Here is a 24,010-nt window from a genome sequence, read left to right as displayed (position 1 = left end):
ATCCTCGATCGCCCGGTCCACGGCGATCAGGCCGCGGGCTGCGGACGCGCCAACGCCTTCAACCGCTTCTTCTCTGCCTTGCGCTCCCTGCGCGCCGCCTTGCGGATCTTGCGGTCGTGATTCCACAGGTAGATCGCCGGGGTGCTGAGCAGGGTCAGCAGTTGCGAGACCAGCAGGCCGCCGACGATGGCGATGCCGAGCGGCTGGCGCATTTCGGAGCCGATGCCGAAGCCGATCGCCAGCGGCATCGCCGCGCCCATCGCCACCAGGGTGGTCATGGTGATCGGGCGGAAGCGGACCAGTGCGGCTTCGCGAATGGCATCGGGCGCGGACATGCCGTGCTCGCGCTCGCGCACCAGGGCGAAGTCGACCATCAGGATCGCGTTTTTCTTGACGATGCCGATCAGCATCAGGATCGCGATGATCGCCATCAGCGACAGCTGCGTCTGCGTGACCAGCATCGCCAGGAACGCGCCGGCGCCGGCGGCGGGCAGGGTGGAGAGGATGGTCAGCGGGTGGCCCAGGCTTTCGTAGAGGATGCCCAGCACGATGTACATGGCCAGGATCGAGCCAAGCAGCAGCACCATGCCGTTCGACTGCGCCTGCTTGAGGCGCTGGTTGGCGCCGGTGTATTCCACCTTGACGCCGTCCGGCAGGTGCAGCGCGAAGGCGGCCTGGTCGACCAGCGCCACGCCGCGATCCTGGGTGACGTCCTTGGCCAGGTTGTAGCTGATGGTCACCGCCTGCAGCTGGTTGTGGTGGCGCACGCGCAGCGGGCTGATCGCCGGCTCCATGGTGGCCAGCGCGGAAAGCGGAATCATCTTGCCCTGCTCGCTGCGCACGCGGATGTTCAGCAGCGACTGCGGGCTCAGGTTCTCGTTCGGGCTGGCGTTGAGCACCACCGCGTACTGGTTGATGTCGGAGTAGATCTGCGACACCTGGCGCTGGCCGAACGCGCTGAACAGCGCGGTGTCGATGGCGCCCACGCTGACGTGCAGCCGCGCGGCGGCCTCGCGGTCGATGCGCAGCTGCTGCTGCTTGCCGACCTGGTCGAACGGGCTGCTGACGTCGCGGAACTCCTTCAGCGTGCGCAACTGGCGCACCATCTTCAACGCCCACGGCTGCAGGTCGCTGCCCTGGGTGCTGGTGAGCTGGAACTCGTACTGGCCGCCGCGGTCGCCGCTGCCGCCGCCGCCGAGGAATTGCGAGGCGCTGACCGACACCTTGACGTCGGGCAGGCGGTCGTACTGTTTCGACAGGCGCTCGATCACCGCCTTGATGCCTTCATCGCGCTCGCCCGGGCCATCGCCGCGCGGCTTGAGGTCGACGAACATCTGCGCGCTGTTGCCTACCGCGCCGCCGGCACCGTTGCCGCCGAGCAGGGTCAGCTGGTCGAGCACGGCAGGGTCGGCCTGCATGATCTTCTGCACCTGCCGCGCGCGGTCGGCCAGCACGGTGGGCGAGATGTTCGCGTCGGCGTCGATCTCCACCTGCAGCTGGCCGGTGTCCTCGTCGGGCATGAAGGTGCCGCCGGCGGTCTTCACCACCGCCGCGCCCAGCGCGAAGGTGAGGAACAGCAGCAGCAGCGGCTGCCAGCGCATCAGCCGGCGGTGGCGCATGGCCCAGTCCAGCGCGCTTTCGTACATCCGCAGCAGGCCGCGATCGAAACGCTCCACCGCCCGCTCGATGCGCCCCGGCGGGGGCGCCGGCACCGGCTCGTGCTTGAGCAGGTGGCCGCACAGCGCAGGCGTGAGGGTGAGCGAGACGATCGCCGAGATCACCACCGCGGCGGTGAGCGTCACCGAGAACTCGCGCAGCAGCATGATCAGCATGTTGTTGCCGAACAGCAGCGGCGCGAACACCGCCACCAGCGACAGCGTGATCGACACCACGGTGAAACCGATCTCGCGCACACCGGTCAACGCCGCCGGCAGCGGGGCCATGCCCTGCTCCATGTGGCGCACGATGTTCTCGATCACCACGATCGCATCGTCCACCACGAAACCGATGCACAGCACCAGCGCCACCAGCGACAAGGTGTTGAGCGTGTAGCCGAGCATCCACATCACCACGAACGCGCCGGCCAGCGACAGCGGCACGCTGAGCATGGCGATCAGGGTCGGCCGCAGCCGGCGCAGGAACACCAGCATCACCAGCGCCACCATCGCGATCGAGATCAGCAACGCGACCTTCACCTCGTGCAGCGCCGATTGCGTGGTCTGGGTGAGGTCGAACACCGGCTGCATGTTGACGTCAGAGGGCAGCGAGGCGGCCAGTTGCGGCAGGCGCGCGCGGATCGCCGCCACCGTGGCCACCGCGTTCGCCTCCGGCCGCTTGGTGATCTGCAGGCCGACCGTGCGCGCGCCGTTGAACCACGCCGCCTGGTATTGATCCTGCTGGCCGGAGTAGACATGCGCCACGTCGGACAGCCGCACCGGCGCGCCGTTGCGCTCGGCGATCAGCAGGTCGGCGAACTGGGCCGGCTCGCGCAGGCCGTCGTTGGCGCTCACCGTCATCTGCGTGCGACCGTCGCTGATGATGCCCTGCGGCGAGTTGACGTTGGCTGCGCGCAACGCGTTGGCGACGTCGTTGGCGGTGAGATCCTTGGCGGCCAGCGCGCGGTTGTCCAGGTCGATGCGCACCGCGTGCGGCGTGCCGCCGAACACCTGCACCTGGGCCACGCCGTCGATCTGCGCGACGGCGGGTTTCAGCAAGGTGTCGGCCAGGTCGAACAGCTTGTCCTGCGGCATGCCCTCGGAGGTCAGCGTGATGAAGAGGATCGGGATCTGCGAGGTATCGAACTTGAAGTACTGCGGGGGCGAAGGCATGCCCGCGGGCAGGTCGGCCGCCGCGGCATTCAGCGCCGCCTGCACGTCCCGCGCGGCGCTGTCGGCGGTGCGGCTGAAGTTGAAGCGCACGCCGATCCCCACCGCGCCTTCGTTGGCGTTGCCGTACATGTCGTCGATGCCGGGGATCTGGCCAAGATGGCGTTCCAGCGGCGCCATCACCGTGTTGGCCATGGTCTGCGCGCTGGCGCCGGGCATGTTCGCCACCACGTAGACACCGGGGAAGTCCAGCGAGGGCAGCGCCGCCACGCCGAGCAACAGGTAAGCCCACAGCCCGGCCAGCACCAGGCCGACGGCAAGCAGCGAGGTGCCGGCCGGGCGGCGGATCAACGGGGCGAACACGTTCACGCGAATACCCGCGGCGAGGAAGCGGAGCGGCGCACGGCGCACGCGTGCGCCAAGTACGCAAGACCAGCAGTGGGCAGCGGAGTTCCTTTCATGGCGGCTTTATGCCACCGGGCATCCGGAGGCGTATGTGCCTGAAGTACGCACCGTGCCGGAAGGCAGGGGGTTGGGCGACGGGATTCGGGAGAGCCGCGGGCAGGGCGGGGAGCGCCCACCAGCTCGTCGCGAATCCCGGATTCACCATCCTGAGCTTGTCGAATGGCCGAATCCCGGCTATTTGGGCAACACCGGCATCGGCGGGGGCACGCCGCGGCCGCGGCGGAATTCCTCGCGGATGCGCTTCTGCACCGCCTTGCGCTCGCGGTGGTCGTGCTGCCACAGGTAGATCGCCGGCGTGCTCAACAGGGTCAGCAGCTGCGACACCAGCAGGCCGCCGAGGATCGCGATGCCCAGCGGCTGGCGCAGCTCCGAGCCGTAGCCGAAGCCCACCGCCAGCGGCAGCGCCGCGCCCATCGCCACCAGGGTGGTCATCGTGATCGGGCGGAAGCGCACCAGCGCGGCCTCGCGGATGGCCTCGGGCGGCGACAGGCCGCGCTCGCGTTCGGCGACCAGGGCGAAATCGACCATCAGGATCGCGTTCTTCTTGACGATGCCGATCAGCATCAGCACCGCGATCACCGACATCAGGGTCAGCTGGGTATGGGTCACCAGCATGGCGAGGAACGCGCCCATGCCGGCGGCGGGCAGGGTGGAGAGGATGGTCAGCGGGTGGATCAGGCTCTCGTACAGCACGCCCAGCACCACGTACATCACCAGGATCACCGCCAGCAGCAGCAACAGCACGTCGCTCAGCGCGTCGACCAGGTTCTGGTTCTCGCCGGTGTACTTGCGCTGAATGCCGTTCGGCAGCGCGGCGGCGAAGATCGCCTGGTCGACCAGCTTCAGGCCTTCCGCCGGGGTGATGCCCTCGGCCAGGTTGTAGTTGATCGAGGCCGATTCGAGCTGGTTGAAGTGGCTGACCGTGGCCGGTGCCAGGTGCGGCTGGATCGTGGCCAGCGCGGAGAGCGGGATCATCTCGCCGCGGCTGCTGCGCACATAGGTGCCGAGCAATCCCTGCGGGCTCAGCTCGTCGCCGCGGTCGGCGGTCAGCACCACGCGGTACTGGTTGATGTCCGAATAGATGGTGGAGATCTGGTTCTGCCCGAACGCGTTGTACAGCGCCGAGTCGATCTGGCCCATGCTCACCTGCAGCCGCGCGGCGGCGGCGCGGTCGACCTGCACCATCTGCTGGGTGCCGATGCCGTCGAAGCTGCTGGTGACATCCTTGAACTGCTTCATGCCGCGCATGACGTGTTCGAGATGCAGGGTGGGTTCCTGCAGCGGCGTGCCGTCCAGGCTGTCGAGCTGGAACGAGTAGCGCCCGACATTGCCGCCGCCCAGGCCGCCGCCACCGCCACCACCGAAGAACTGCACCGCGGACACCGCCACGTCGAGGTCGGTGACGCCCTTGAAGTGGGCGGCGAGGCGGTCGACCACCTGCTGCACCGTGACGTGGCGATCGTCCGGCCGATCGCCCAGCGGCTTGAGGTCGACGAACAGGTGCGCGCCGTTGCCGCCGTTGACGATGGTGGATACGTCCAGCACCGCCGGGTCGGCCTGGAACACCGCGGCCACCTCGCGTGAGCGCGTGGTCAGCCGGGTCGGCGAGATGTTCGGGCCGGCAGTGATCTGCACCTGCACCAGGCCGGTGTCCTCCTTCGGCATCAGGCCGCCGCCGGCGGTCATCACCACCAGCACCGCCAGCACGCCGGTGAGCACGAGCAGCACGGCGGGCTGCCAGCGCATCAGGCGGCGATGGCGCATCGACCAGTCCAGCGCGCGCCGGTACTGCGCGAGCAGCCAGCCATCGAAGCGCTCGGCCAGCCGCTCCAGCCGCCCGGGCGTGCGGCTGCCCTCCGGCTCGTGCACCAGGCTGCGCCCGCACAGGGCCGGGGTGAGGGTGAGCGAGACCACCGCGGAGATCACGATGGTGGCGACCAGGGTCACCGCGAACTCGCGCATCAGCATGGTGAACATGTTGTCGCCGAACACCATCGGCCCGAACACGGCGATCAGCGACAGCGTGATCGACACCACCGTGAAACCGATCTCGCGCACGCCGGTCAGCGCCGCCTGCAGCGGCGCCATGCCCTGCTCGATGTGGCGCACGATGTTCTCGATCACCACGATCGCGTCGTCCACCACGAAACCCACGCACAGCACCAGCGCCACCAGCGAGAAGATGTTCAGGGTGAAGCCGAGCATCCACATCACGATCAGCGCGCCGGCCAGCGACAGCGGCACGCTGAGCATGGCGATCAGGGTCGGCCGCAGCCGGCGCAGGAACAGCAGCATCACCAGCGCCACCATCACGATGCTCATGCCCAGCGCCACCTCGACCTCGTGCAGCGCCGATTCTGTCGTCGGGGTGAGGTCGAAGATCGGGGTGATCTTCACGTCGGCGGGCAACACGTGGCTGAGCCCGGGCAGCGCCGCGCGGATCGCCTTGACCACGGCGATCGCGTTGGCGTCCGGGCGCTTGCTGATCTGCAGGGTCACCGCGCGGGTGCCGTTGAACCAGGCCGCGGCGTACTGGTCCTGCTGCCCGCCGCTCACCGTGGCCACGTCGGCCAGCCGGACCGGCACGCCGTTGTTGCTGGCGATCACCAGGCTGGCGAAATCCGCCGGCGTGTGCAGCGCGTCGTTGGCGGTCACCGTCATCTGGCTGACGCCGTCGCTGAGGATGCCCTGCGGCGAGGTGACGTTGGCCGCGCGCAGCGCGTTGGCGACCTGGTTGGTGGTGATGCCCTTGATCGCCAGCGCGTTGGCGTTCAGCGCGATGCGCACCGCGTGCGGGGTGCCGCCGCCGACCTGCACCTGCGCCACGCCGGGGATCTGCGCCACCGCGGGCTTGAGCAGGGTGTCGGTGAGGTCGTAGAGGCGGTCCGGCGGCAGGCTGCTGGAGGTCAGCGTGACCAGCAGCACCGGGATGGTCGAGGTATCGAACTTGAAGTACTGCGGCGGTGCCGGCATGCCCGGCGGCAGGTCGGCGGCGGCGGCATTGAGCGCCGCCTGCACGTCGCGCGCAGCCGCATCGGTGGAGCGCCCGTACTTGAACAGCACCTGGATCTGCGCGCGCCCTTCGCTGGCGTTGGAAAACATGAACTGCACGCCGGGGATGCGCCCGATGTGCCGTTCCAGCGGCGCCATCACCGTGGTGGCCATGGTCTGCGCGCTGGCGCCGGGCATGCCCGCCATCACCGCCACGCCGGGAAACTCGATCGACGGAAACGCCGCCACGCCGATCAGCAGGTAGGCCCACACGCCCGCGATCATCAGGCCGATGGCGAGCAGCGAGGTGCCGACCGGGCGGCGGATCATCGGCGCGAATGCGTTCACGTGGCTCTCCCTGGCACCCAAGCATAACGGCACGCGTCAGGCCAACGGCAGTGGCAGGCGGCGCGCACGCGGAACATGCCGGGAAAAATGAAAGCTTCGGCTCGATGGCTCATCGCGCCGGTTATGCCCGGACCGACGGTGCGGCGCATGTGCCTGTGGTCGGGGGTCGGCGGGCGGTGCCCGCCGGCTTTCTCCCTCGACGATCAGTGCGCGCCGGGACGATAGCGCAAGGTCAGCAGCAACTCGCGCCCGGGCTGGTTGAAGTACCAGATCGTCTCGTAGTGACGATCGAACGCATTGGCCAGGCGCGCCTCCAGTTGCCAGGCGCGGTCGAACTGCCAGCTGGCGCGCAGGTCGGTGGTGGCATAGCCGCCCAGCCGGTGCGCGTTGGCTGCGTCGTCATAGCGGTGGCCGGCGGCGTTGAACGTGGCGCCGACGCCGAAGGCGCCGTAGCGGCGGTCCAGGTCGATGCGCGCCGTCTGCCCGGCGCGGCGCGGCAGCACGTTGCCGTCGTTCGGGCCGCCGTCCTCGTTGCGCGGCTGCAGCCAGGTCAGGTAGCTCTGCAGCTGCCAGCCGCCGAGCTTGGCGCCGAACTGGGCTTCCACGCCGCGGATGCGCGCCTTGCTGATGTTGCGCGGGAAGTACTGGCTGTCCAGCGCGATCAGCTGGTCGATGCGCGTCTGGTAGGCGTTCAGCGCCCAGTTCCAGCCATCGTGCTGCTGGCTCAGGCCCAGCTCCGCGCTGCGCGAGGTCTCCGGTTTCAGGTCCGGATTGCCGCTACCGTAGGGGTAGTACAGATCGTTGAAGGTGGGTGCGTGGAAGGCGCTGCCGTAGCTGGCGGTGAGCTTCATGCCGTTGTCGAAGTGATGGCCCCAGGCCAGCGCACCGGTGTCGTGGTGGCCGTACTGGCTGTTCTTGTCGCGCCGCGCCGAGAGCGCCAGCTCGTTCGGGCCGAACGTGGCCTGGTACTGGGCGTACAAGCCGGTGTCGTGGCGACGGGTGGCGAGGAAGCCGGTGTCGCTGTCGATGTGCTCGCCCTGCCAGTCGGCGCCGAGCGTCAGCAGCTGGTCCGCGGCCAGGTTGATGTCGTTCTGCCACGAGGCCTGGTTGCGGCGCGAATAGATGTAGCCGACGAAGCTCGCGTTCTCGTAGTTGTCGTAGCGGTCCAGGTTCTGGCCCACGCTCAGCGTGCTCTTCCATGCCTGCAGCGGGCGGAAGCCGAAGGTGGAACCGGCGACCTGCTGCACGGTGCGCCAGCGGTTCTGGTAGCTGCCGTCGAAATGCGCCTCGCCCAGGCTGCGCAGCCAGGTGCCGGTCAGCTCGGCGCCGTTGTCCCAGCGGTAGCCGCCGCTGGCGCTGAGATTCTTGTTGCGCGACGGATCGCGGTCCGGCTCGTCGGTGAAGCAGCCGGCGAAGGCCGCGGCGGCGCCGATGCGGCAGGTGTTGATGCCGCCGGTGTACTGGCTGCCTGCGCCAAGGTTGTACCAGCCGTGCTCGTTGCCGCCGGACAGCCCGAGCTGACCGCGCAGCAGTCTGTCGGTGCCGGCGGTGAGCGCCAGCGACGGTTCGAGGCCGCCGTCGCGGGAGCCGCGGCGGGTGAAGATCTGGATCACGCCGCCGATCGCGTCGGCGCCGTAGAGGCTGGAGCGCGGGCCGCGCACGATCTCGATGCGCTCGATCTGCTCCACCGGAATCTGCTCGAACGCGGCCAGCCCGGCGCTGACCGAGGCCACCCGCACGCCATCGACCAGCAGCAGGGTGTGGGTGGAATTGGCGCCGCGCAGGAACAGCGAGGTCTGCTGGCCGTAGCCGCCGGCGTTGGCGAAACTCACGCCGGGCAGGCCGGTCAGCAGGTCGGCGATCGACACCGGCTGCAGCCGCTCGATGTCGGCGCGGCTGATCACGCTCACCGACGAGAGCGAGTCGCCGATGTCGACCGGCGTGCGCGTGGCGGTGACGATCACCGGCTCCAGCGCGGTGGCGCGGTCCTGCCCGGATGGGTCCAGCCCGGTCGCGCCGGCACTGGTGGCGCAGGCCAGCAGCAAGGTGGCCAGCAAGGTCTTCTTCATCTTCGTCTTCCTTCGCCGCGCACCCGCGCACGGCCGCATGTCCTGAGGGAATGGCAGCCAAGCGGAGAAAGCGGAGACGGAACGACGGACAGACAGACCGTGGTCCGGCCTCGCCCACCGCGAGCCACCAAGGATCGTCCAGGCCGGTCTCCGGGCTCGCGAATGGCGGGCGGTGATTCCGCTCGCCGCGAATGGCGCCTTCCCGTGCATCGCACAGTGGCCTTCGCCGTTCGTGTCTTTCGCTTACCGTTGCGGGGGCAGCGCCGGCCTTGCGGTGTTCGCACACCACGCACCGGCTTCCCGTTTCATCCCTTGGGCCTTGAACCGTCGGGACACCTGAACCGCGCCACTGTAGCGGCGGACGGCCATTCGGGCAATGCGCGCCTACCCGATGGCACCGCCGATCCAGCTTTGCTGCACGCGGAACGCGTCGTCCATCGCCACCAGATCGGCGCGGCAGCCTGCCGCGATGCGGCCGCGGCTTTCGCCAAGGCCGAGGAACCGGGCCGGCCAGGTGCTGGCCATGCGCACGGCCTCCTCCGGCGGCAGGCCGAGCATCTGCACGCTGTTGCGCACGGCGCTGGCCATGTCGAGCGCGGAGCCGGCGAGCGTGCCGCTGGCGGTCTGGCAGATGCCGCCTTTCACGGTGATGGTTTCGCCGTTGAGCACGTAATCGGGGCGGTCGGCGCCGACCGGCGGCATCGCATCGGTGACCAGCAGCATCTTGCCGCGCGCCTTGGCGGCGATCGCCACGCGCAGGCTGGCCGGGTGCACGTGGTGGCCGTCGACGATGATGCCGCACCAGCTCGCCGCATCTTCCAGCGCGGCGCCGACCACGCCAGGCTCGCGGCTGCCGAACGGGGTCATCGCGTTGAACAGGTGGGTGAAGCCGCGCACGCCGGCATCCAGCGCGGCGCGGGTGGTGGCGTAGTCGGCCGCGGTGTGGCCGGCGCAGACGATCACGCCGGCGGCGACCAGCGCGCGGATGCTCGCCGGCGGCACCCGATCCGGCGCCAGCGTGATTAGCCGGATGCCGCGATGCGACGCGCACAGCATGGCCAGTTCGTCGGGACCGGGCACGTGGAAGTATTTCGCGTCGTGCACGCCCTTGCGGGCGCTTGCCAGGTAAGGCCCTTCCAGATGGATGCCGAGCAGGCCCGGCACGCCCTCGGCCAGCGCCTGCTCCACCGCCGCCATTGCCTCGCGCATCACCTCGACCCGATCGCTGATCAGCGTCGGCAGGAAACCGGTGGTGCCGTAGCGCCGGTGTGCCGCGCCGATGCGGCGGATCGTCTCCACCGTCGGAGCCTCGTTGAACAGCACGCCGCCGCCACCGTTGACCTGCACGTCGATGAAGCCCGGCAGCAGCATGGCGCCAGCGAGATCGTGCGGTTGCGCGCCGCGCAAGCGCGGATCGGATGGCGGCAGCAGGTCGGCGATGCGCTCGCCGTCGAGCAGCACGGCGAGGTCGTCGCGCCAGCCGTCGGGGGTCAGCACGCGGGCATTGGCGAGCGATTGGATCATGGCGAATACTCACAGACCGATGTGTAGGAGCGCACCCTGTGCGATTCAAACCGTTTCGGTGACCTTGTTCAGATGCGGCGGCACGTCGGGGTTGAAGCCGCGGCGCAGCGCAAGCTCGCTGGCGGCGCGGTAGAAGCTCTGGATGATCAGCAGCGGCGTGCACAGCGCGGGCAGGCGGCCCGACACCGGCAGCGTGCCGGGGCCGTGCTGGCCGGGCGCGGCAACGAAGACCTGCGCGCCGCGGCCGCGGAACTCGCGCGCCACCGCCAGCGTGCCGGCCAGGGTGTCGTCGTCCTGGGCGAAGCACAGCACCGGGAAGTCCGGCCCGACCATCGCCATCGGACCGTGCTTCACCTCGGCCGCACTGAACGCCTCGGCGTGCAGGCCGCAGGTTTCCTTGAACTTGAGCGCCGCTTCCAGCGCGATGCCGAGGCCGAAGCCGCGGCCGACCACGAACAGGTTGTGCGCGCCGACCAGGCCTTCGCTCAGTGACGACCAGTCCGCATCCCAGCTGGTGCGCAGGGCCTCGGGCAGGATCGGCAGCGCGGCGTTGAGTTCGGCGTCGCCGCTCCAGCGCGCGCACAGGTGCAATACCGCGGCCAGCGCGGCGAGGTAGCTTTTGGTCGCCGCCACGCTGCGCTCGGCGCCCGCATGCAAAGGGATCACGGTGTCGGCCAGCGCGGCCAGCGGCGAATCGGCCACGTTGACGAGCGCCACCACGCGGGCGCCGGCGCGTTTCGCCGCCTCCGCGGTGCGCAGCAGATCCGGGCTCTTGCCCGACTGCGAGATGGCAATGAACAGCGCGCCCTGCCACTGCTGCTCGGCGGCATATACCGAGCTCACCGAGGGCGACGCCGAGGCGGTGGCGATACCCAACTGCGTCTCGAACACGTACTTGGCATACGCCGCGGCGTGATCCGAACTGCCGCGCGCGCAGGTGACGATGAAGCGTGGCGGCACCTCGCGCAGCGACTGCGCCAGCGCACTCACCGCCGCTTCGTTGGCGGCAAGCTGGCGCGCCACCACCGCGGCCGATTCGTGCGCCTCGCGGAACATCAGGGTGTCGCTGGCGTTCATGCTTGTCCTTCAGTCGGTGTGCAATTCGGCGACGAAGTCGTAGATGTCGCCGCGATACCAGGAGGTGGTGAACTCGACCACGCGGCCGTCGTCGAGGAAGCTGCGCCGTTCGATGTTCAAGCCGGCGCTGCCCACCGCCACGTGCAGCAGCCGCGCCTGCTGCGCGTTCAGCGACACCGCGCGCAGGCGCTGCAGCGCGCGGCGCGGGCGGCAGCCGAGTTGTTCCAGCGCCTCGTACAGCGAGTCGCGCACCAGCATCGGGTCGGGCAGCACGCTGGCCGGCACCACGCTGCGCTCGATCGCCAGCGGCTCGTCCTGGCCGTAGCGCAGGCGATGCAGGCGCACCACCAGCGAGCCGGGCGAGAGGTTCATCGCCATCGACTCCTCCGGCGTCACCTCGCCGATCACCCGCTCGAAGAACTCCGAACGCGGGCGCAGGCCGCGTTCGCGCAGGTCCTCGGTGAAGCTGGTCAGCCGCGACATCGGCTTGACGATGCGCTCGGCGATGAAGGTGCCGGCGCCATGGCGCTGGGTCAGCAGGCCTTCCTCGACCAGGCCCGCGATCGCCTTGCGCACGGTGACCCGCGAGAGCTTCAGCGCCAGCGCCAGGTCGCGCTCGCTGGGCAGCGCGTGGCCCGGCTCGACATCGTGCTGCTGCACCACGTTGCGGATCGCCTGGCGCAGCCGCAGGTAGGCCAGCGGCTGGTGATTGGCCGGGTCGCGGCAGATCCGGCGGTATTCCTTGAACAGGGTAGTTTCCATGGCGCGCACCATACCAATAGCGATCCACCGGCCGCAAGCGGCACGGGGTTTCGCCGGGGTGGCGTCCAGCGGCCGGCGCTGTGACTCCGGCCTGCGGCCCGCGCCCAGGTGGAGCGGGCAAGCGAAGGGGTGGCCGACCGGGCGTGATTCATCCCGCCGATGAATTCGTATGCAACCGGGTAGTCGCTCTGGTATTTCACTGGTACCATCGGCGAAAACCCGGGCAGCGGCATCCGGCCGCGGCCCGCCAGCCGGCATCGAGTCGAGGTGATCGCGTGACTGCTTCCCCCCAAACGGTCGAGCCGTTCGACCTGGTGATTTTCGGTGGCACCGGCGACCTCGCCGCGCGCAAGTTGCTGCCGGCGCTGTTCCACCGTTTTCTCGACCACCAGTTGCCGCCCAGCAGCCGCATCGTCGGCGTGGCGCGCGAGGCGCTGGACGACGCCGGCTATCGCGCGCAACTGCGCGAGGCGCTGATCGCGATCTGCGACGCCCGCCAGCTGGACGAGTTCCTGCAGCAGGTGTTCTACCGCCCGCTGGATGCACGCAAGGACGAGGGCTGGGACGATTTCGCCGCCTTCATCGGCGCCGAGCCCGACCACGTGCGCGTGTTCTACCTGTCCACCTCCCCCGAATTGTTCGTCGACATCTGCAAGCGGCTGGGCCATTACGGCTTGAACCAGGGCAAGTCGCGCGTGGTGCTGGAAAAGCCCATCGGCCGCGACCTGGACAGCGCCAACCGGATCAACGACGCGGTCGGCCAGGTGTTCGACGAAACCCAGACCTTCCGCATCGACCATTACCTCGGCAAGGAGACGGTGCAGAACCTGCTGGTGCTGCGCTTCGGCAACGCGCTGTTCGAGCCGCTGTGGAACTCCGCGCACATCGACCACGTGCAGATCACCGTGGCCGAGACGCTGGGCGTGGGCCACCGCGGCGCCTATTACGACCGCGCCGGCGCGCTGCGCGACATGGTGCAGAACCACATGCTGCAACTACTGTGCATGGTGGCCATGGAACCGCCCTCGTCGCTGGCGCCGGACGCGGTGCGCGACGAGAAGCTCAAGGTGCTGCACTCGCTCAAACCCATCGACGCGGCCAACGCCGGCCAGCTCACCGTGCGCGGCCAGTACCGCGCCGGCGTGGCCGAGGGCGCCAGCGTGCCCGGCTACGGCGAGGAACTGGGCAACGCGAAATCCGACACCGAGACCTTCGTCGCGCTGAAGGCCGAGATCGGCAACTGGCGCTGGGCCGGCGTGCCGTTCTACCTGCGCACCGGCAAGCGCCTCGCGCATCGGGTGTCGGAGATCGCGGTGACCTTCAAGCCGGTGCCGCATTCGATCTTCGACGCCGCCTCCGGCTCGCTGGCGCAGAACCGGCTGGTGCTGCGGCTGCAGCCGGACGAGGGCGTGAAGCTGTGGCTGACCATCAAGCACCCCGGCCCCGGTGGGCTGCGCCTGCGCCACGTGCCGCTGGACATGAGCTTCGCCGAGGCATTCGGCGTGTCCCAGCCGGACGCCTACGAACGCCTGCTGCTGGACGTGGTGCGCGGCAACCCCACCTTGTTCATGCGCCGTGACGAAGTGGAGGCGGCGTGGCGCTGGGCCGGCCCGATCCTGGCCGCGTGGGGCGACAGCGGCGAGGCGCCGCGGCCGTACGCGGCCGGCAGCTGGGGGCCGAGCGCGTCGGTGGCGCTGATCGAGCGCGACGGCCGCACCTGGCACGACGACAACGAATAGGCGCGCGCTTCACCCGATGCTTGCGTCGCCCGAGCCACACTGGAAGCGCCACGTCGCCGCTGATCGAACCCACCATGACCGCACCCACCAACGTCACCACCCACAGCTTCACCGGATGCCAGGCGCAAGCCGTGGCGCTGGCCGAACGCGTGGCCGAGCGCCTGCGCGAGGGCCTGGCGCAGCGCGGCCAGGCCGTGCTGGCGGTCTCCGGCGGCAGCACGCCGAAGGATTTCTTCGAGCAGTTGTCGCGCCAGGCGCTGGACTGGGCCAGGGTGCAGGTGACCCTGGTCGACGAACGCTGGGTGCCCGAAAGCGATGCGCGCTCCAACGCGCGACTGGTGCACACGCACCTGCTGCAGCATGCCGCCGCGGCGGCGCCGTTCGTTCCGCTGTACACCGGCGACGCCAGCCCGGAGGCCGGCCTGGCCCGCGCCGAAGCGCGCATCGCCGCGCTGCCGCTGCCGTTCGACGCGGTGGTGCTGGGCATGGGCGACGACGGCCACACCGCTTCGTTCTTCCCCGGCGGCGACCACCTCGCCGAAGCGCTGGACCCGGACGGCACCGCGCGCGTGTTGCCGATGCACGCACCCGACGCCGGCGAGCCGCGCATCACGTTGACCCTGCCCACACTGCTGCAAACGCGCGCACTGTACCTGCTGGTGGCCGGCGAGAAGAAGCGCGACGTGCTCGCCGACGCTCGGCTTGGCCTGGGCGCCGCGCGCGACTATCCGGTGCGCGCCGTGCTGACCCAGCACCGCGTGCCGGTGGCGGTGTACTGGTGTCCTTGAGGCTAGGAGTGAGGGGACAGAAGTGAGAAGTGAGAGAGAGCCGGAACCAAAGCCAAGGCTGGAGCCAGAGCTCCTGCCCCTGCCTCGGCACTGCCTTCTCTCACTCCTCGTTTCTCTCCACTCACTTCCCGCTTCTGGCCCCCCTCCTCTCACTTCCGGATCTGAATCATGACCACGCTGCACCCCGTCGTCGCCGAAGTCACCGAACGCCTGCGCGAGCGCAGCCGCGAGACGCGTGCGGCGTATCTCGCGCGGATCGACGCGGTGGACCGCAGCGGACCGCAGCGCGGGCATCTGTCCTGCGGCAATCTTGCGCACGGTTTCGCCGCCTGTGGCAGCGAAGACAAGGACGCCCTGCGCAACGGCCACCGCGCCAACCTGGCGATCGTCACCGCCTACAACGACATGCTCTCGGCGCACCAGCCGTACGAACGCTATCCCGCGATGATCCGCCGGATCGCCCGCGACAACGGCTTCACCGCACAGGTGGCCGGCGGCGTGCCGGCGATGTGCGACGGCATCACGCAAGGCCGTGCCGGCATGCAGCTGTCGCTGTTCTCGCGCGACGTGATCGCGCTGGCCACCGCGGTGGCGCTGTCGCACGACATGTTCGACGGCGCGCTGTTCCTGGGCATCTGCGACAAGATCGTGCCCGGCCTGCTGATCGCCGCGCTGTCGTTCGGCCATCTGAGTGCCGGCTTCGTGCCGTCCGGCCCGATGCCCAGCGGCATCCCCAACGAGCAGAAATCGAAAGTGCGCCAGGCCTACGCCGACGGCAAGGCGAGCAAGGCCGAGCTGCTGGAGGCGGAAGCCGCGTCGTACCACACCGCCGGCACCTGCACTTTCTACGGCACCGCCAACTCCAACCAGATGCTGATGGAGATCATGGGCCTGCACCTGCCCGGCGCCAGCTTCACCGCGCCGGACACGCCGCTGCGCGATGCGCTCACCGCCGAGGTGGTGTGCCGCGTCGCCGCCAACAGCGCACTGGGCGAGCACTACCTCCCGCTCGGCCACCACATCGACGAGCGCGCCATCATCAACGGCGTGATCGGGCTGCACGCCACCGGCGGCTCGACCAACCACCTGCTGCACCTGGTGGCGATGGCGCAGGCCGCCGGCATCCAGTTGCGCTGGGACGACTTCGACGCGCTGTCCGGGGTGATCCCGCTGCTCGCGCGCGTCTACCCGAACGGCTATGCCGACGTGAACCAGTTCCACGACGCCGGCGGCATGGCCTTCCTGATCGACCAGCTGCTTGGCGCGGGCCTGCTGCACGGCAACGCCAAGACCATCTTCGGCACCGGCCTGGATGGTTATGCGCAGCTGCCGTATCTCGACGAGGCCGGCACGCTGCGCTGGAAACCCGTGCCGAAGCAGAGCGGCAACCGCGGCGTGCTGCGCGGCGTGGACGAGCCGTTTCGCCCCGACGGCGGTCTGCGCATGCTGGACGGCAACCTCGGCCGCGCCGTGATCAAGGTCTCCTCGGTGCCGGAGGACCGCCTGCTGATCGAGGCGCCGGCAATCGTGTTCAACGACCAGGACGAGGTGGCCGGCGCCTACCAGCGCGGCGAGCTGAACCGCGATTTCGTGGCGGTGGTGCGCTTCCAGGGCCCGCGCGCCAACGGCATGCCGGAGCTGCACAAGCTCACGCCCACGCTGGCGGTGCTGCAGGACCGCGGCCACCGCATCGCCCTGCTCACCGATGGGCGCATGTCCGGCGCCTCCGGCCGCGTGCCGGCGGCGATCCACGTGACGCCCGAGGCGGTCGCCGGCGGCAATATCGCGAAGATCCGCGACGGCGACACGATCCGGCTGGATGCGGCAAATGGACGTCTGGACGTCCTTCTCGAAGCCGACGAGCTGGACGCCCGCCTGCCGCACATCGCCGACCTGTCGCACGAGCACAGCGGCATGGGCCGCGAACTGTTCGGCCTGTTCCGCCAGGCCGCCACCAGTGCGGATTTCGGCGCGGGAGTGCTTTGAAGCCCGGGATGGGGATTCGTGAAAGCGCTTTGCGGAATCAGGGCGCGGACGTGCCCGCAGGGGATGAGTTCAACCACTGGAGACTCACGTGACCAGCACGATCGAACAGAAGCAGCAGCAGGTGGAAGCCGTCATGCGCCTGGCGCCGGTGATTCCGGTGGTGGTGATCCACGCGCTGAGGGATGCGGTGCCGATGGCGCGTGCGCTGGTTGCCGGCGGTGCGCCGGCGATCGAGGTGACGTTGCGCACGAGCGTGGCGCTGGACGCGATCCGCGCGATCGCCGCGGAGGTCGAAGGCGCCACGGTGGGGGTCGGCACCGTGCTCGGTGCTGGCGATCTGCGTGCGGCGCAAGCGGCCGGCGCCCGCTTCGCGGTATCGCCCGGCATCTCGCCGCGCCTGCTCGACGCGGCCGACGACAGCGCGCTGCCGCTGCTGCCCGGCGCCGCCACCGCCAGCGAAGCGATGAGCCTGCTCGAGCGCGGCTACCGCCACCTGAAGTTCTTTCCCGCCGTGCCCGCCGGTGGCACCAAGCTGCTTGGCGCCTGGGCCAGCCCGCTGCCGCAGATCCGCTTCTGCCCCACCGGCGGCATCAGCCTCGCCAACGCCGCGGATTTCCTGGCCTTGCCGAACGTGCTGTGCGTCGGCGGCTCGTGGCTCACCCCCGCCGACAAGCTGTCGGCGGGCGACTGGGCCGGGATCGAGTTGCTGGCGCGCGAGGCGGCCGGGCTGCGCCCGGCCTGAAGCCGGCAGCGCCGACGGCGCTCAGCGCTGCAGCAAGGCCTTCGCCCGCTGCACCACATTGTCGACGGTGAAGCCGTATTCGCGCAGCAGCACGTCGGCCGGGGCAGAAGCGCCGAAGCGGTCGATGCCGAGCATGTCGCCGTGCTCGCCGGTGTAGCGCTGCCAGCCCTGCGCCACGCCCAGTTCCACCGCCAGCCGGGCGGTGACGTCGGGCGGCAGCACTTCATCGCGATAGGCCTGCGACTGCGCCTCGAACAGCTCCCAGCTCGGCATCGACACGCAGCGCACGGCGATGCCGCGGCTTTCGAGCTGCTCGGCGGCCTGCACGATCAGGCTGACCTCCGAGCCGCTGGCGATCAGGATGAGTGCCGGCTTCTTGCCCTCGTCGGCATCGCGCAGCACGTAGGCACCCTGGCGCAGGCCGTCGGCGCTCGCGTAGCGGTTGCGGTCGAGCGTGGGCAGTTTCTGCCGCGACAGCGCGAACAGCACGGGACGATCCGTGGTGGAGATCGCCACCTTCCACGCCACCGCGGTTTCGTTGGCATCGGCCGGACGGATCAGGGTGAGGTTGGGGATCGCGCGCAGATTGGCCAGCTGCTCGATCGGCTGGTGGGTGGGGCCGTCCTCGCCCAGCGCGATGCTGTCGTGGGTGAACACGTGGATCGCGTGCACGCCCATCAGCGCCGCCAGCCGGATCGCCGGGCGCATGTAGTCGGAGAAGATCAGGAAGGTCGAGCCGTAGGGGACGAAACCGCCGTGCACGGCCAGGCCGTTGACGATCGCGCCCATCGCATGTTCGCGCACGCCGAAGTGCAGGTTGCGGCCGGCGTCGCTCCAGCCGGCGCTGTCCGAGCCCTGCAGGTCCATCTGCGCGCCCGCGGCGGGATTGAAGTCGCCGAAACCCTTGAGGTTGGTGAAGGTGGAGGAGTCGAGATCGGCCGAGCCGCCGAACAGCGCCGGCAGGTGCGGCGCGATCGCGTTCATCACCTTGCCGCCGGCCTCGCGCGTGGCGAGGCCCTTGGGATCGGCGTCGAAACTCGGGATGTCGGCGTCCCAGCCTTCCGGCAGCTCGCCGCGCAGGCGCCCGCGCAATTCCCCGGCCAGTTCCGGGAAGGCCTTGGCATAGCCGTCCAGACGGCTGTTCCACTCGGCCTGGGCCTGCGCGCCGCGCTGCGCGGCTTCGTGGAAATGCGTTAGCGCCGGCTCGGGCACCAGGAAGTCCGGCTCCGTCGGCCAGCCCAGGTTCTGCTTGGTTGCCTTGACCGCGTCCGCGCCCAGCGGCGAGCCGTGCGCCTTGTAGCTGTCCTGCTTGGGCGAGCCGTAGCCGATGTGGGTGCGCACCAGGATCAGGGTCGGCCGCGCGGTCTCCGCCACGGCATCCTTCAGCGCCTGGTCGATCGCCGCGACGTCGTTGCCGTCGTCCACCTTGATCGTCTGCCAGCCATAGGCCTCGAAGCGCCTGGCGCGATCCTCGGAGAAGGTGATGTCGGTGCCGGCGGCCAGGGTGACGTAGTTGTCGTCGTACAGGCACACCAGCTTGCCGAGTTTCAGATGCCCGGCCAGCGAGGCGGCCTCGGAGGCCACACCTTCCATCAGGTCGCCGTCGCTGACGATGGCCCAGGTGCGATGGTCGATCACGGTGTGGCCGTCGCGGTTGTAGGTGGCCGCCAGCTGCGCCTCGCCGATCGCCATGCCCACCGCATTGGCCAGGCCCTGGCCGAGCGGCCCGGTGGTGACCTCCACCCCCGGCGTGTGGCCGTACTCGGGATGGCCCGGCGCCTTGCTGCCCCACTGGCGGAACTGCTTGATGTCATCCAGCGACAGGTCGTAGCCGGTCACGTGCAACAGGCTGTAGAGCAGGGCCGAGCCGTGGCCGGCGGAGAGCACGAAGCGGTCGCGGTCCGGCCAGTGCGGATCGGCCGGATGGAACTTCAGGTGCTTCGTCCACAACACGTAGGCCATCGGCGCGGCGTCCAGCGGCAGGCCGGGGTGGCCGCTGTTGGCCTTCTGCACCATGTCCACCGACAGGAAGCGAAGCGTGTTGATGCATTGCTGGTCGAGGTCGCGGGACATGATGGTTTCTCCGATGGAATGGTTGTGGTCGCAGGGCGGGCACTGCCCGCCATCGGGTTGGCAGCGGGGGCGAGTCCACCCGATTACGCGATGGCGGTGTCGACGATTTTCTGGGCCTCGTCGAGCAGCGCTTGCAGGTGTTCTTCGCTCTTGAAGCTTTCGGCGTAGATCTTGTAGATCGCCTCGGTGCCCGACGGGCGCGCGGCGAACCAGCCGCTGGCGGCGACCGCCTTGATGCCGCCGATCGCTGCGCCGTTGCCGGGCGCCTTGTCCAGCACGCGCTCGATCTTCTCGCCGGCCAGCCGGTCGGTGTGCAGCTGGTCGGGCGAGAGCTTGGCCAGCTTCGCCTTCTGCGCCGGCGTGGCGGCAGCTTCGACGCGGTTGCTGAAGGGGCGACCGAGTTCGTCGGTGAGCTTGCGGTACAGCTCGCCGGGGTCGCGGCCTTCGCACGCGGTGATCTCGGCGGCGAGCAGTGCCGGCACCAGGCCGTCCTTGTCGGTGGCCCACACCGAACCGTCGCGGCGCAGCAGCGAGGCGCCGGCGCTTTCCTCGCAGCCGAAGCCGAGCGAGCCGTCGAACAGGCCCTGGGAAAACCACTTGAAGCCGACCGGCACTTCATAAAGCTTGCGCCCCAACCGCTTCACCACGCGGTCGATCAGCGCGGTGCTGACCACGGTCTTGCCCACCGCGGCATCCGCGCTCCATTGCGGGCGGTGGCGGAACAGGTAGTCGACCAGCACCGACAGGTAGTGGTTCGGCTCCATCAGCCCGCCGGAGCGGGTGACCACGCCGTGGCGGTCGTGGTCGGTGTCGCAGGCGAACGCCACGTCGTACTGGTCCTTCAGGCCGATCAGCCGCTGCATCGCGTACTTCGACGACGGGTCCATGCGGATCTTGCCGTCCCAGTCGACGCTCATGAAGGCGAACTGCGGGTCCACCACGTCACTAACCACGGTGAGGTCGAGCTTGTAGCGCTCGGCAATCGGCGCCCAGTAATGCACACCGGCGCCACCCAGCGGATCGACGCCCATGTGCACGCCGGCGCTGCGGATGACGTCGAAGTCGACGATGTTGGCGAGGTCGGCCACGTAGGCGTCAAGGTAATCGTGCTCGCGGGTGCCGGCCGCCTTGCGCGCCTGCGCGAACGGCATGCGCTTGACCTCCTTCAGCCCGCCCTCGATCAGCGCGTTGGCGCGGTTCTCCACCCACCGGGTGATGTCGGTGTCGGCCGGGCCGCCGTTGGTCGGGTTGTACTTGAAGCCGCCGTTGTCAGGCGGGTTGTGCGAAGGCGTGATCACGATGCCGTCGGCCAGTCCGCTGTTGCGCCCGCGGTTGTGCACGAGGATCGCGTGCGAAATCGCCGGCGTCGGGGTGAACTCGCCGCCACTGGAAACCATCGCGGTGACGCCGTGCGCGGCCAGCACTTCCAGCGCGCTCTCGAACGCCGGTTGCGACAATGCGTGGGTATCGAAGCCGATGAACAGCGGGCCGTCGACGCCCTTGCCGGCACGGTACTCGCAGATCGCCTGGGTGATCGCCAGGATATGCCACTCGTTGAAGCTGCCCTCCAGCGAATTGCCGCGATGGCCGGAAGTACCGAACGCCACGCGCTGCGCGGGCACTGACGGGTCGGGCCGGGTGTCGGCGTAAGCGGCGAGCAGCTTCGGCACGTCGACCAGGATGGATTTCGGCGCCGGCTTGCCGGCGAGCGGGCTGATTTTCTGGCTCATGAATGCTCGGAGTTCGTGCGATGGGAATGCCGTGCCCTGCAGGAGTGCACCCTGTGCGCGATGCTCTTCGTCACGTCACGAAAGGCATCGCGCACAAGGTGCGCTCCTACAAAGAAGAAGGTCAGGTGTGACCGTCGCGCAACTGGCGGTAGCGGCGGATCAGGGTGTTGGTGGAGCTGTCGTGGGCGAGTTTCGGCTCGTCGGCCGCGGTCAGCTCGGCGATGGTGGTCTTGGCCAGCTGCTTGCCCAGTTCCACGCCCCACTGGTCGAACGAGTCGATGTTCCAGATCACGCCTTGCACGAACACGCTGTGCTCGTACAGCGCGATCAGGCTGCCCAGCACGCGCGGCGTCAGTCGCTGCGCGATGATCGTGCTGCTGGGTCGGTTGCCAGGGAAGGTGCGATGCGGCGCCAGCGCCGCGTCGGTGCCGGCGGCGCGCACCTCCGCGGTGGTCTTGCCGAACGCCAGCGCCTCGCCCTGGGCGATCAGGTTCGCCATCAGCAGGTCGTGCTGGTTGCCCAGCGGGTTGAGCGGCTGCGCGAAGCCGATGAAGTCGCACGGCACCAGGCGCGTGCCCTGGTGGATCAGCTGGTAGAACGAGTGCTGCCCGTTGGTGCCCGGCTCGCCCCAGTAGATCGGTCCGGTGGCGTAGTCCACAGCCGTGCCGTCGAGGGTGACGCGCTTGCCGTTGCTCTCCATGGTGAGCTGCTGCAGGTAGGCCGGGAAGCGCTTGAGGTACTGCTCGTAGGGCAGCACGGCGACGGTGGCGGCATCCAGGAAGTTGTTGTTCCAGATCGCCAGCAGGCCCATCAGCACCGGCAGGTTGCGCTCGTACGGCGCGTGGCGGAAATGCTCGTCCATGGCGTGGAAGCCGGCCAGCATCTCGCGGAAATGTTCCGGCCCGACCGCCAGCATGGTGGACAGGCCGATCGCCGAATCCATCGAGTAGCGCCCGCCGACCCAGTCCCAGAAACCGAACATCTGCGTGGTGTCGATGCCGAACTTTTGCACCTCGTCCGCGTTGGTGGACACCGCCACGAAGTGTTTCGCCACGGCCGACTCGTCGCCCAGCGCGGCGACGCACCAGGCCCGCGCAGCGTGCGCGTTGGTCAGCGTCTCCAGCGTGGTGAAGGTCTTGGAGCAGACGATGAACAGCGTCTCGGCCGCATCCAGGGCACGCGTGGCCTCGACGAAATCGGTGCCGTCGACATTGGAGACGAAGCCGAACGTCATGTCGCGCCGGCTGTAGTCTCGCAGCGCCTCGTACGCCATCACCGGGCCGAGGTCCGAGCCGCCGATGCCGATGCTGATCACGTGGCGGATCGGCTTGCCGCTGTGGCCGCGCCACTCGCCCCCGCGCACGCGCTCGGCAAAGGCGGCCATGCGGTCGAGCACCGCGTGCACGTCGGTGACCACGTCGCGACCATCCACCTCGATGCGTTCGCCGCGCGGCGCGCGCAGCGCCACGTGCAGCACGGCGCGGTCCTCGGTGCGGTTGATCCGCTCGCCGCGGAACATCGCCGCGGTGCGTTCCGGCAGGTGGCAGGCGAGCGCCAGTTCGCGCAGCAGGCGCAGCGTGTCGGCGTCGACGCGCTGCTTGGAGTAGTCCAGGTACAGGTCGACGTCCTCCAGCGCGAACGTCTCGCCGCGCCGCGGATCGTCCGCGAACAAGTCGCGCAGATGCTTGCGGCCGATGACGGCGGCGTGTTGCTGCAGCGCCTGCCAGGCCGGCAGCGTGGTCGGCAGGGACTGGTTCATGACATCGCCGGTCCCTGGCCCTTGTCGCCCAGTGCCGCGGCCTTGTCGGCGATGCGCTGCAGCAGCTGGTTCCACGATTTGACGAAGGCCTCGGCGCCGTCGCGCTGCAGCTTGTCCGCCAGCGCGTCGACGTCGACGCCGGCCTGGCCGATCTTCTGCACCACCGCGTCGGCGTCGCCGCCGTCCAGCGGCATCACGCCGTCGAGCTGACCGTGTTCGGCGAACGCGTGCAGGGTTTTCTCCGGCATCGTGTTGATCGTGTTGGGTGCGGCCAGCGTGCTGATGTACAGCGTGTCGGAGGCCTTCGGGTCCTTGGTGCCGGTGCTGGCCCAGAGCAGGCGCTGCGGCTGGGCGCCGGCGGCAGCCAGCTTCATCCAGCGCGGCGAGGCCAGCAGCTGGCGGTAGGCGCGATAGGCCTGCCGCGCCACCGCGACGCCGAGCTGGTTGTGCATCGCCTCGGGCAGCTGCTCGTTGGCGGCCACGTCCCAGCGGCTGACGAACAGCGAGGCCACCGAGCGCACGCGCGGGTCCAGCCCCGACTCGATGCGCCGTTCGATGCCGCGCAGGTAGGCCTCCGCCGAGGCTTCGTACTGCGCGCAGGAGAACAGCAAGGTCACGTTGATCGGGATGCCGAGGAAGATCGACTCCTCGATCGCGCCCACGCCCTCGGGCGTGCCCGGGATCTTCACGAACAGGTTGTCGCGCTTGCCGGCGGCGTGGATCTGCCGCGCCGCGGCGATCGAGCCGGCGGTGTCGGCAGCCAGCAGCGGCGAGACCTCCATCGACACCCAGCCGTCCACGCCATCGGTGCGCTGGTACACCGGTGCGAACAGGTCGGCGGCGCGGCGCAAGTCCTCCAGCGCCAGCTCGACGAACAGCTTCTCGCCGTCCAGCCCGGCCAGCGTCTTGGCGTGGATGCCGGCGTCGTAGGCATCGCCGTCGCCGATCGCCTTGTCGAAGATGCTCGGGTTGGAGGTCAGCCCGGTGATCGAGTCCTCGTTGATGTAGCGCGCCAGGGTGCCGTCGTCGAGCAGGGTGCGGGTGATGTTGTCCAGCCACAGGCTCTGGCCGAGGTCGTGCAGTTGTCGGGTCGCTTTCATGCTTGCTCCAGAATCGCTTCGATGTGTCGATC

At 69.4% G+C, this 24,010-nt stretch carries 14 protein-coding genes and 1 riboswitch; of the genes, 4 read left to right on the top strand and 10 right to left on the bottom strand.

Features of this window, described 5'->3' with window-relative positions; genetic code table 11:
• Positions 1-26: 26 nt before the first annotated feature.
• The 6 genes from ACVCMB_RS12760 to ACVCMB_RS12735 form a co-directional block, all read right to left on the bottom strand.
• On the bottom strand, positions 27-3,194 hold the full coding sequence (locus ACVCMB_RS12760; protein ID WP_447107128.1) for an efflux RND transporter permease subunit: 3,168 nt from the start codon (positions 3,192-3,194) through the stop codon (positions 27-29).
• Between the two features lie 270 nt (positions 3,195-3,464).
• Complete coding sequence (locus ACVCMB_RS12755; RefSeq protein ID WP_447107127.1) at positions 3,465-6,629, bottom strand: efflux RND transporter permease subunit; 3,165 nt, start codon at positions 6,627-6,629, stop codon at positions 3,465-3,467.
• Between the two features lie 203 nt (positions 6,630-6,832).
• Positions 6,833-8,698 (bottom strand): TonB-dependent vitamin B12 receptor, encoded by a 1,866-nt coding sequence (gene btuB, locus ACVCMB_RS12750; RefSeq protein ID WP_447107126.1) that lies wholly within the window; start codon positions 8,696-8,698, stop codon positions 6,833-6,835.
• A gap of 124 nt (positions 8,699-8,822) precedes the next feature.
• Positions 8,823-9,053, bottom strand: a riboswitch (cobalamin riboswitch).
• A gap of 29 nt (positions 9,054-9,082) precedes the next feature.
• Positions 9,083-10,222: an N-acetylglucosamine-6-phosphate deacetylase gene (gene nagA, locus ACVCMB_RS12745; RefSeq protein WP_447107125.1), complete on the bottom strand. Its 1,140-nt coding sequence runs from the start codon at positions 10,220-10,222 to the stop codon at positions 9,083-9,085.
• 45 nt (positions 10,223-10,267) lie between these two features.
• Complete coding sequence (locus tag ACVCMB_RS12740) at positions 10,268-11,299, bottom strand: SIS domain-containing protein (protein WP_447107124.1); 1,032 nt, start codon at positions 11,297-11,299, stop codon at positions 10,268-10,270.
• Between the two features lie 9 nt (positions 11,300-11,308).
• The gene (locus tag ACVCMB_RS12735) at positions 11,309-12,061 is read right to left on the bottom strand and encodes a GntR family transcriptional regulator (protein WP_447107123.1); all 753 of its coding nucleotides are present in this window, start codon (positions 12,059-12,061) and stop codon (positions 11,309-11,311) included.
• Positions 12,062-12,336: 275 nt separating this feature from the next.
• Here ACVCMB_RS12735 and zwf point away from each other — a divergent pair, with 275 nt between their 5' ends.
• The 4 genes from zwf (at position 12,337) to eda (ending at position 17,316) form a co-directional block, all read left to right on the top strand.
• On the top strand, positions 12,337-13,800 hold the full coding sequence (gene zwf, locus ACVCMB_RS12730; RefSeq protein WP_447107122.1) for a glucose-6-phosphate dehydrogenase: 1,464 nt from the start codon (positions 12,337-12,339) through the stop codon (positions 13,798-13,800).
• Between the two features lie 74 nt (positions 13,801-13,874).
• Positions 13,875-14,588: a 6-phosphogluconolactonase gene (pgl, locus tag ACVCMB_RS12725; RefSeq protein WP_447107121.1), complete on the top strand. Its 714-nt coding sequence runs from the start codon at positions 13,875-13,877 to the stop codon at positions 14,586-14,588.
• Between the two features lie 168 nt (positions 14,589-14,756).
• Positions 14,757-16,574, top strand: a complete 1,818-nt coding sequence (gene edd, locus ACVCMB_RS12720) for a phosphogluconate dehydratase (RefSeq protein ID WP_447107120.1) — start codon at positions 14,757-14,759, stop codon at positions 16,572-16,574.
• A gap of 88 nt (positions 16,575-16,662) precedes the next feature.
• Complete coding sequence (gene eda / locus ACVCMB_RS12715; RefSeq protein ID WP_447110567.1) at positions 16,663-17,316, top strand: bifunctional 4-hydroxy-2-oxoglutarate aldolase/2-dehydro-3-deoxy-phosphogluconate aldolase; 654 nt, start codon at positions 16,663-16,665, stop codon at positions 17,314-17,316.
• A 21-nt stretch (positions 17,317-17,337) separates the two neighbouring features.
• Here the strand turns inward: eda and tkt are convergent, their stop codons facing one another.
• The 4 genes from tkt to tal all read right to left on the bottom strand — a co-directional run bounded on the left by tkt (position 17,338) and on the right by tal (position 23,978).
• The gene (gene tkt / locus ACVCMB_RS12710; protein ID WP_447107119.1) at positions 17,338-19,389 is read right to left on the bottom strand and encodes a transketolase; all 2,052 of its coding nucleotides are present in this window, start codon (positions 19,387-19,389) and stop codon (positions 17,338-17,340) included.
• An 83-nt stretch (positions 19,390-19,472) separates the two neighbouring features.
• Positions 19,473-21,119, bottom strand: a complete 1,647-nt coding sequence (pgm, locus tag ACVCMB_RS12705) for a phosphoglucomutase (alpha-D-glucose-1,6-bisphosphate-dependent) (RefSeq protein WP_447107118.1) — start codon at positions 21,117-21,119, stop codon at positions 19,473-19,475.
• Between the two features lie 121 nt (positions 21,120-21,240).
• Positions 21,241-22,878, bottom strand: a complete 1,638-nt coding sequence (gene pgi / locus ACVCMB_RS12700) for a glucose-6-phosphate isomerase (RefSeq protein ID WP_447107117.1) — start codon at positions 22,876-22,878, stop codon at positions 21,241-21,243.
• The gene (gene tal / locus ACVCMB_RS12695) at positions 22,875-23,978 is read right to left on the bottom strand and encodes a transaldolase (protein ID WP_447107116.1); all 1,104 of its coding nucleotides are present in this window, start codon (positions 23,976-23,978) and stop codon (positions 22,875-22,877) included. The genes pgi and tal overlap by 4 nt, the downstream gene beginning before the upstream one ends.
• Positions 23,979-24,010: the final 32 nt, after the last annotated feature.

This window comes from Rhodanobacter sp. UC4443_H10 (genome assembly GCF_052978325.1).
The sequence above is the reverse complement of the archived record's forward strand: the minus strand, read 5'-3'. Positions and strand labels throughout refer to the sequence as shown.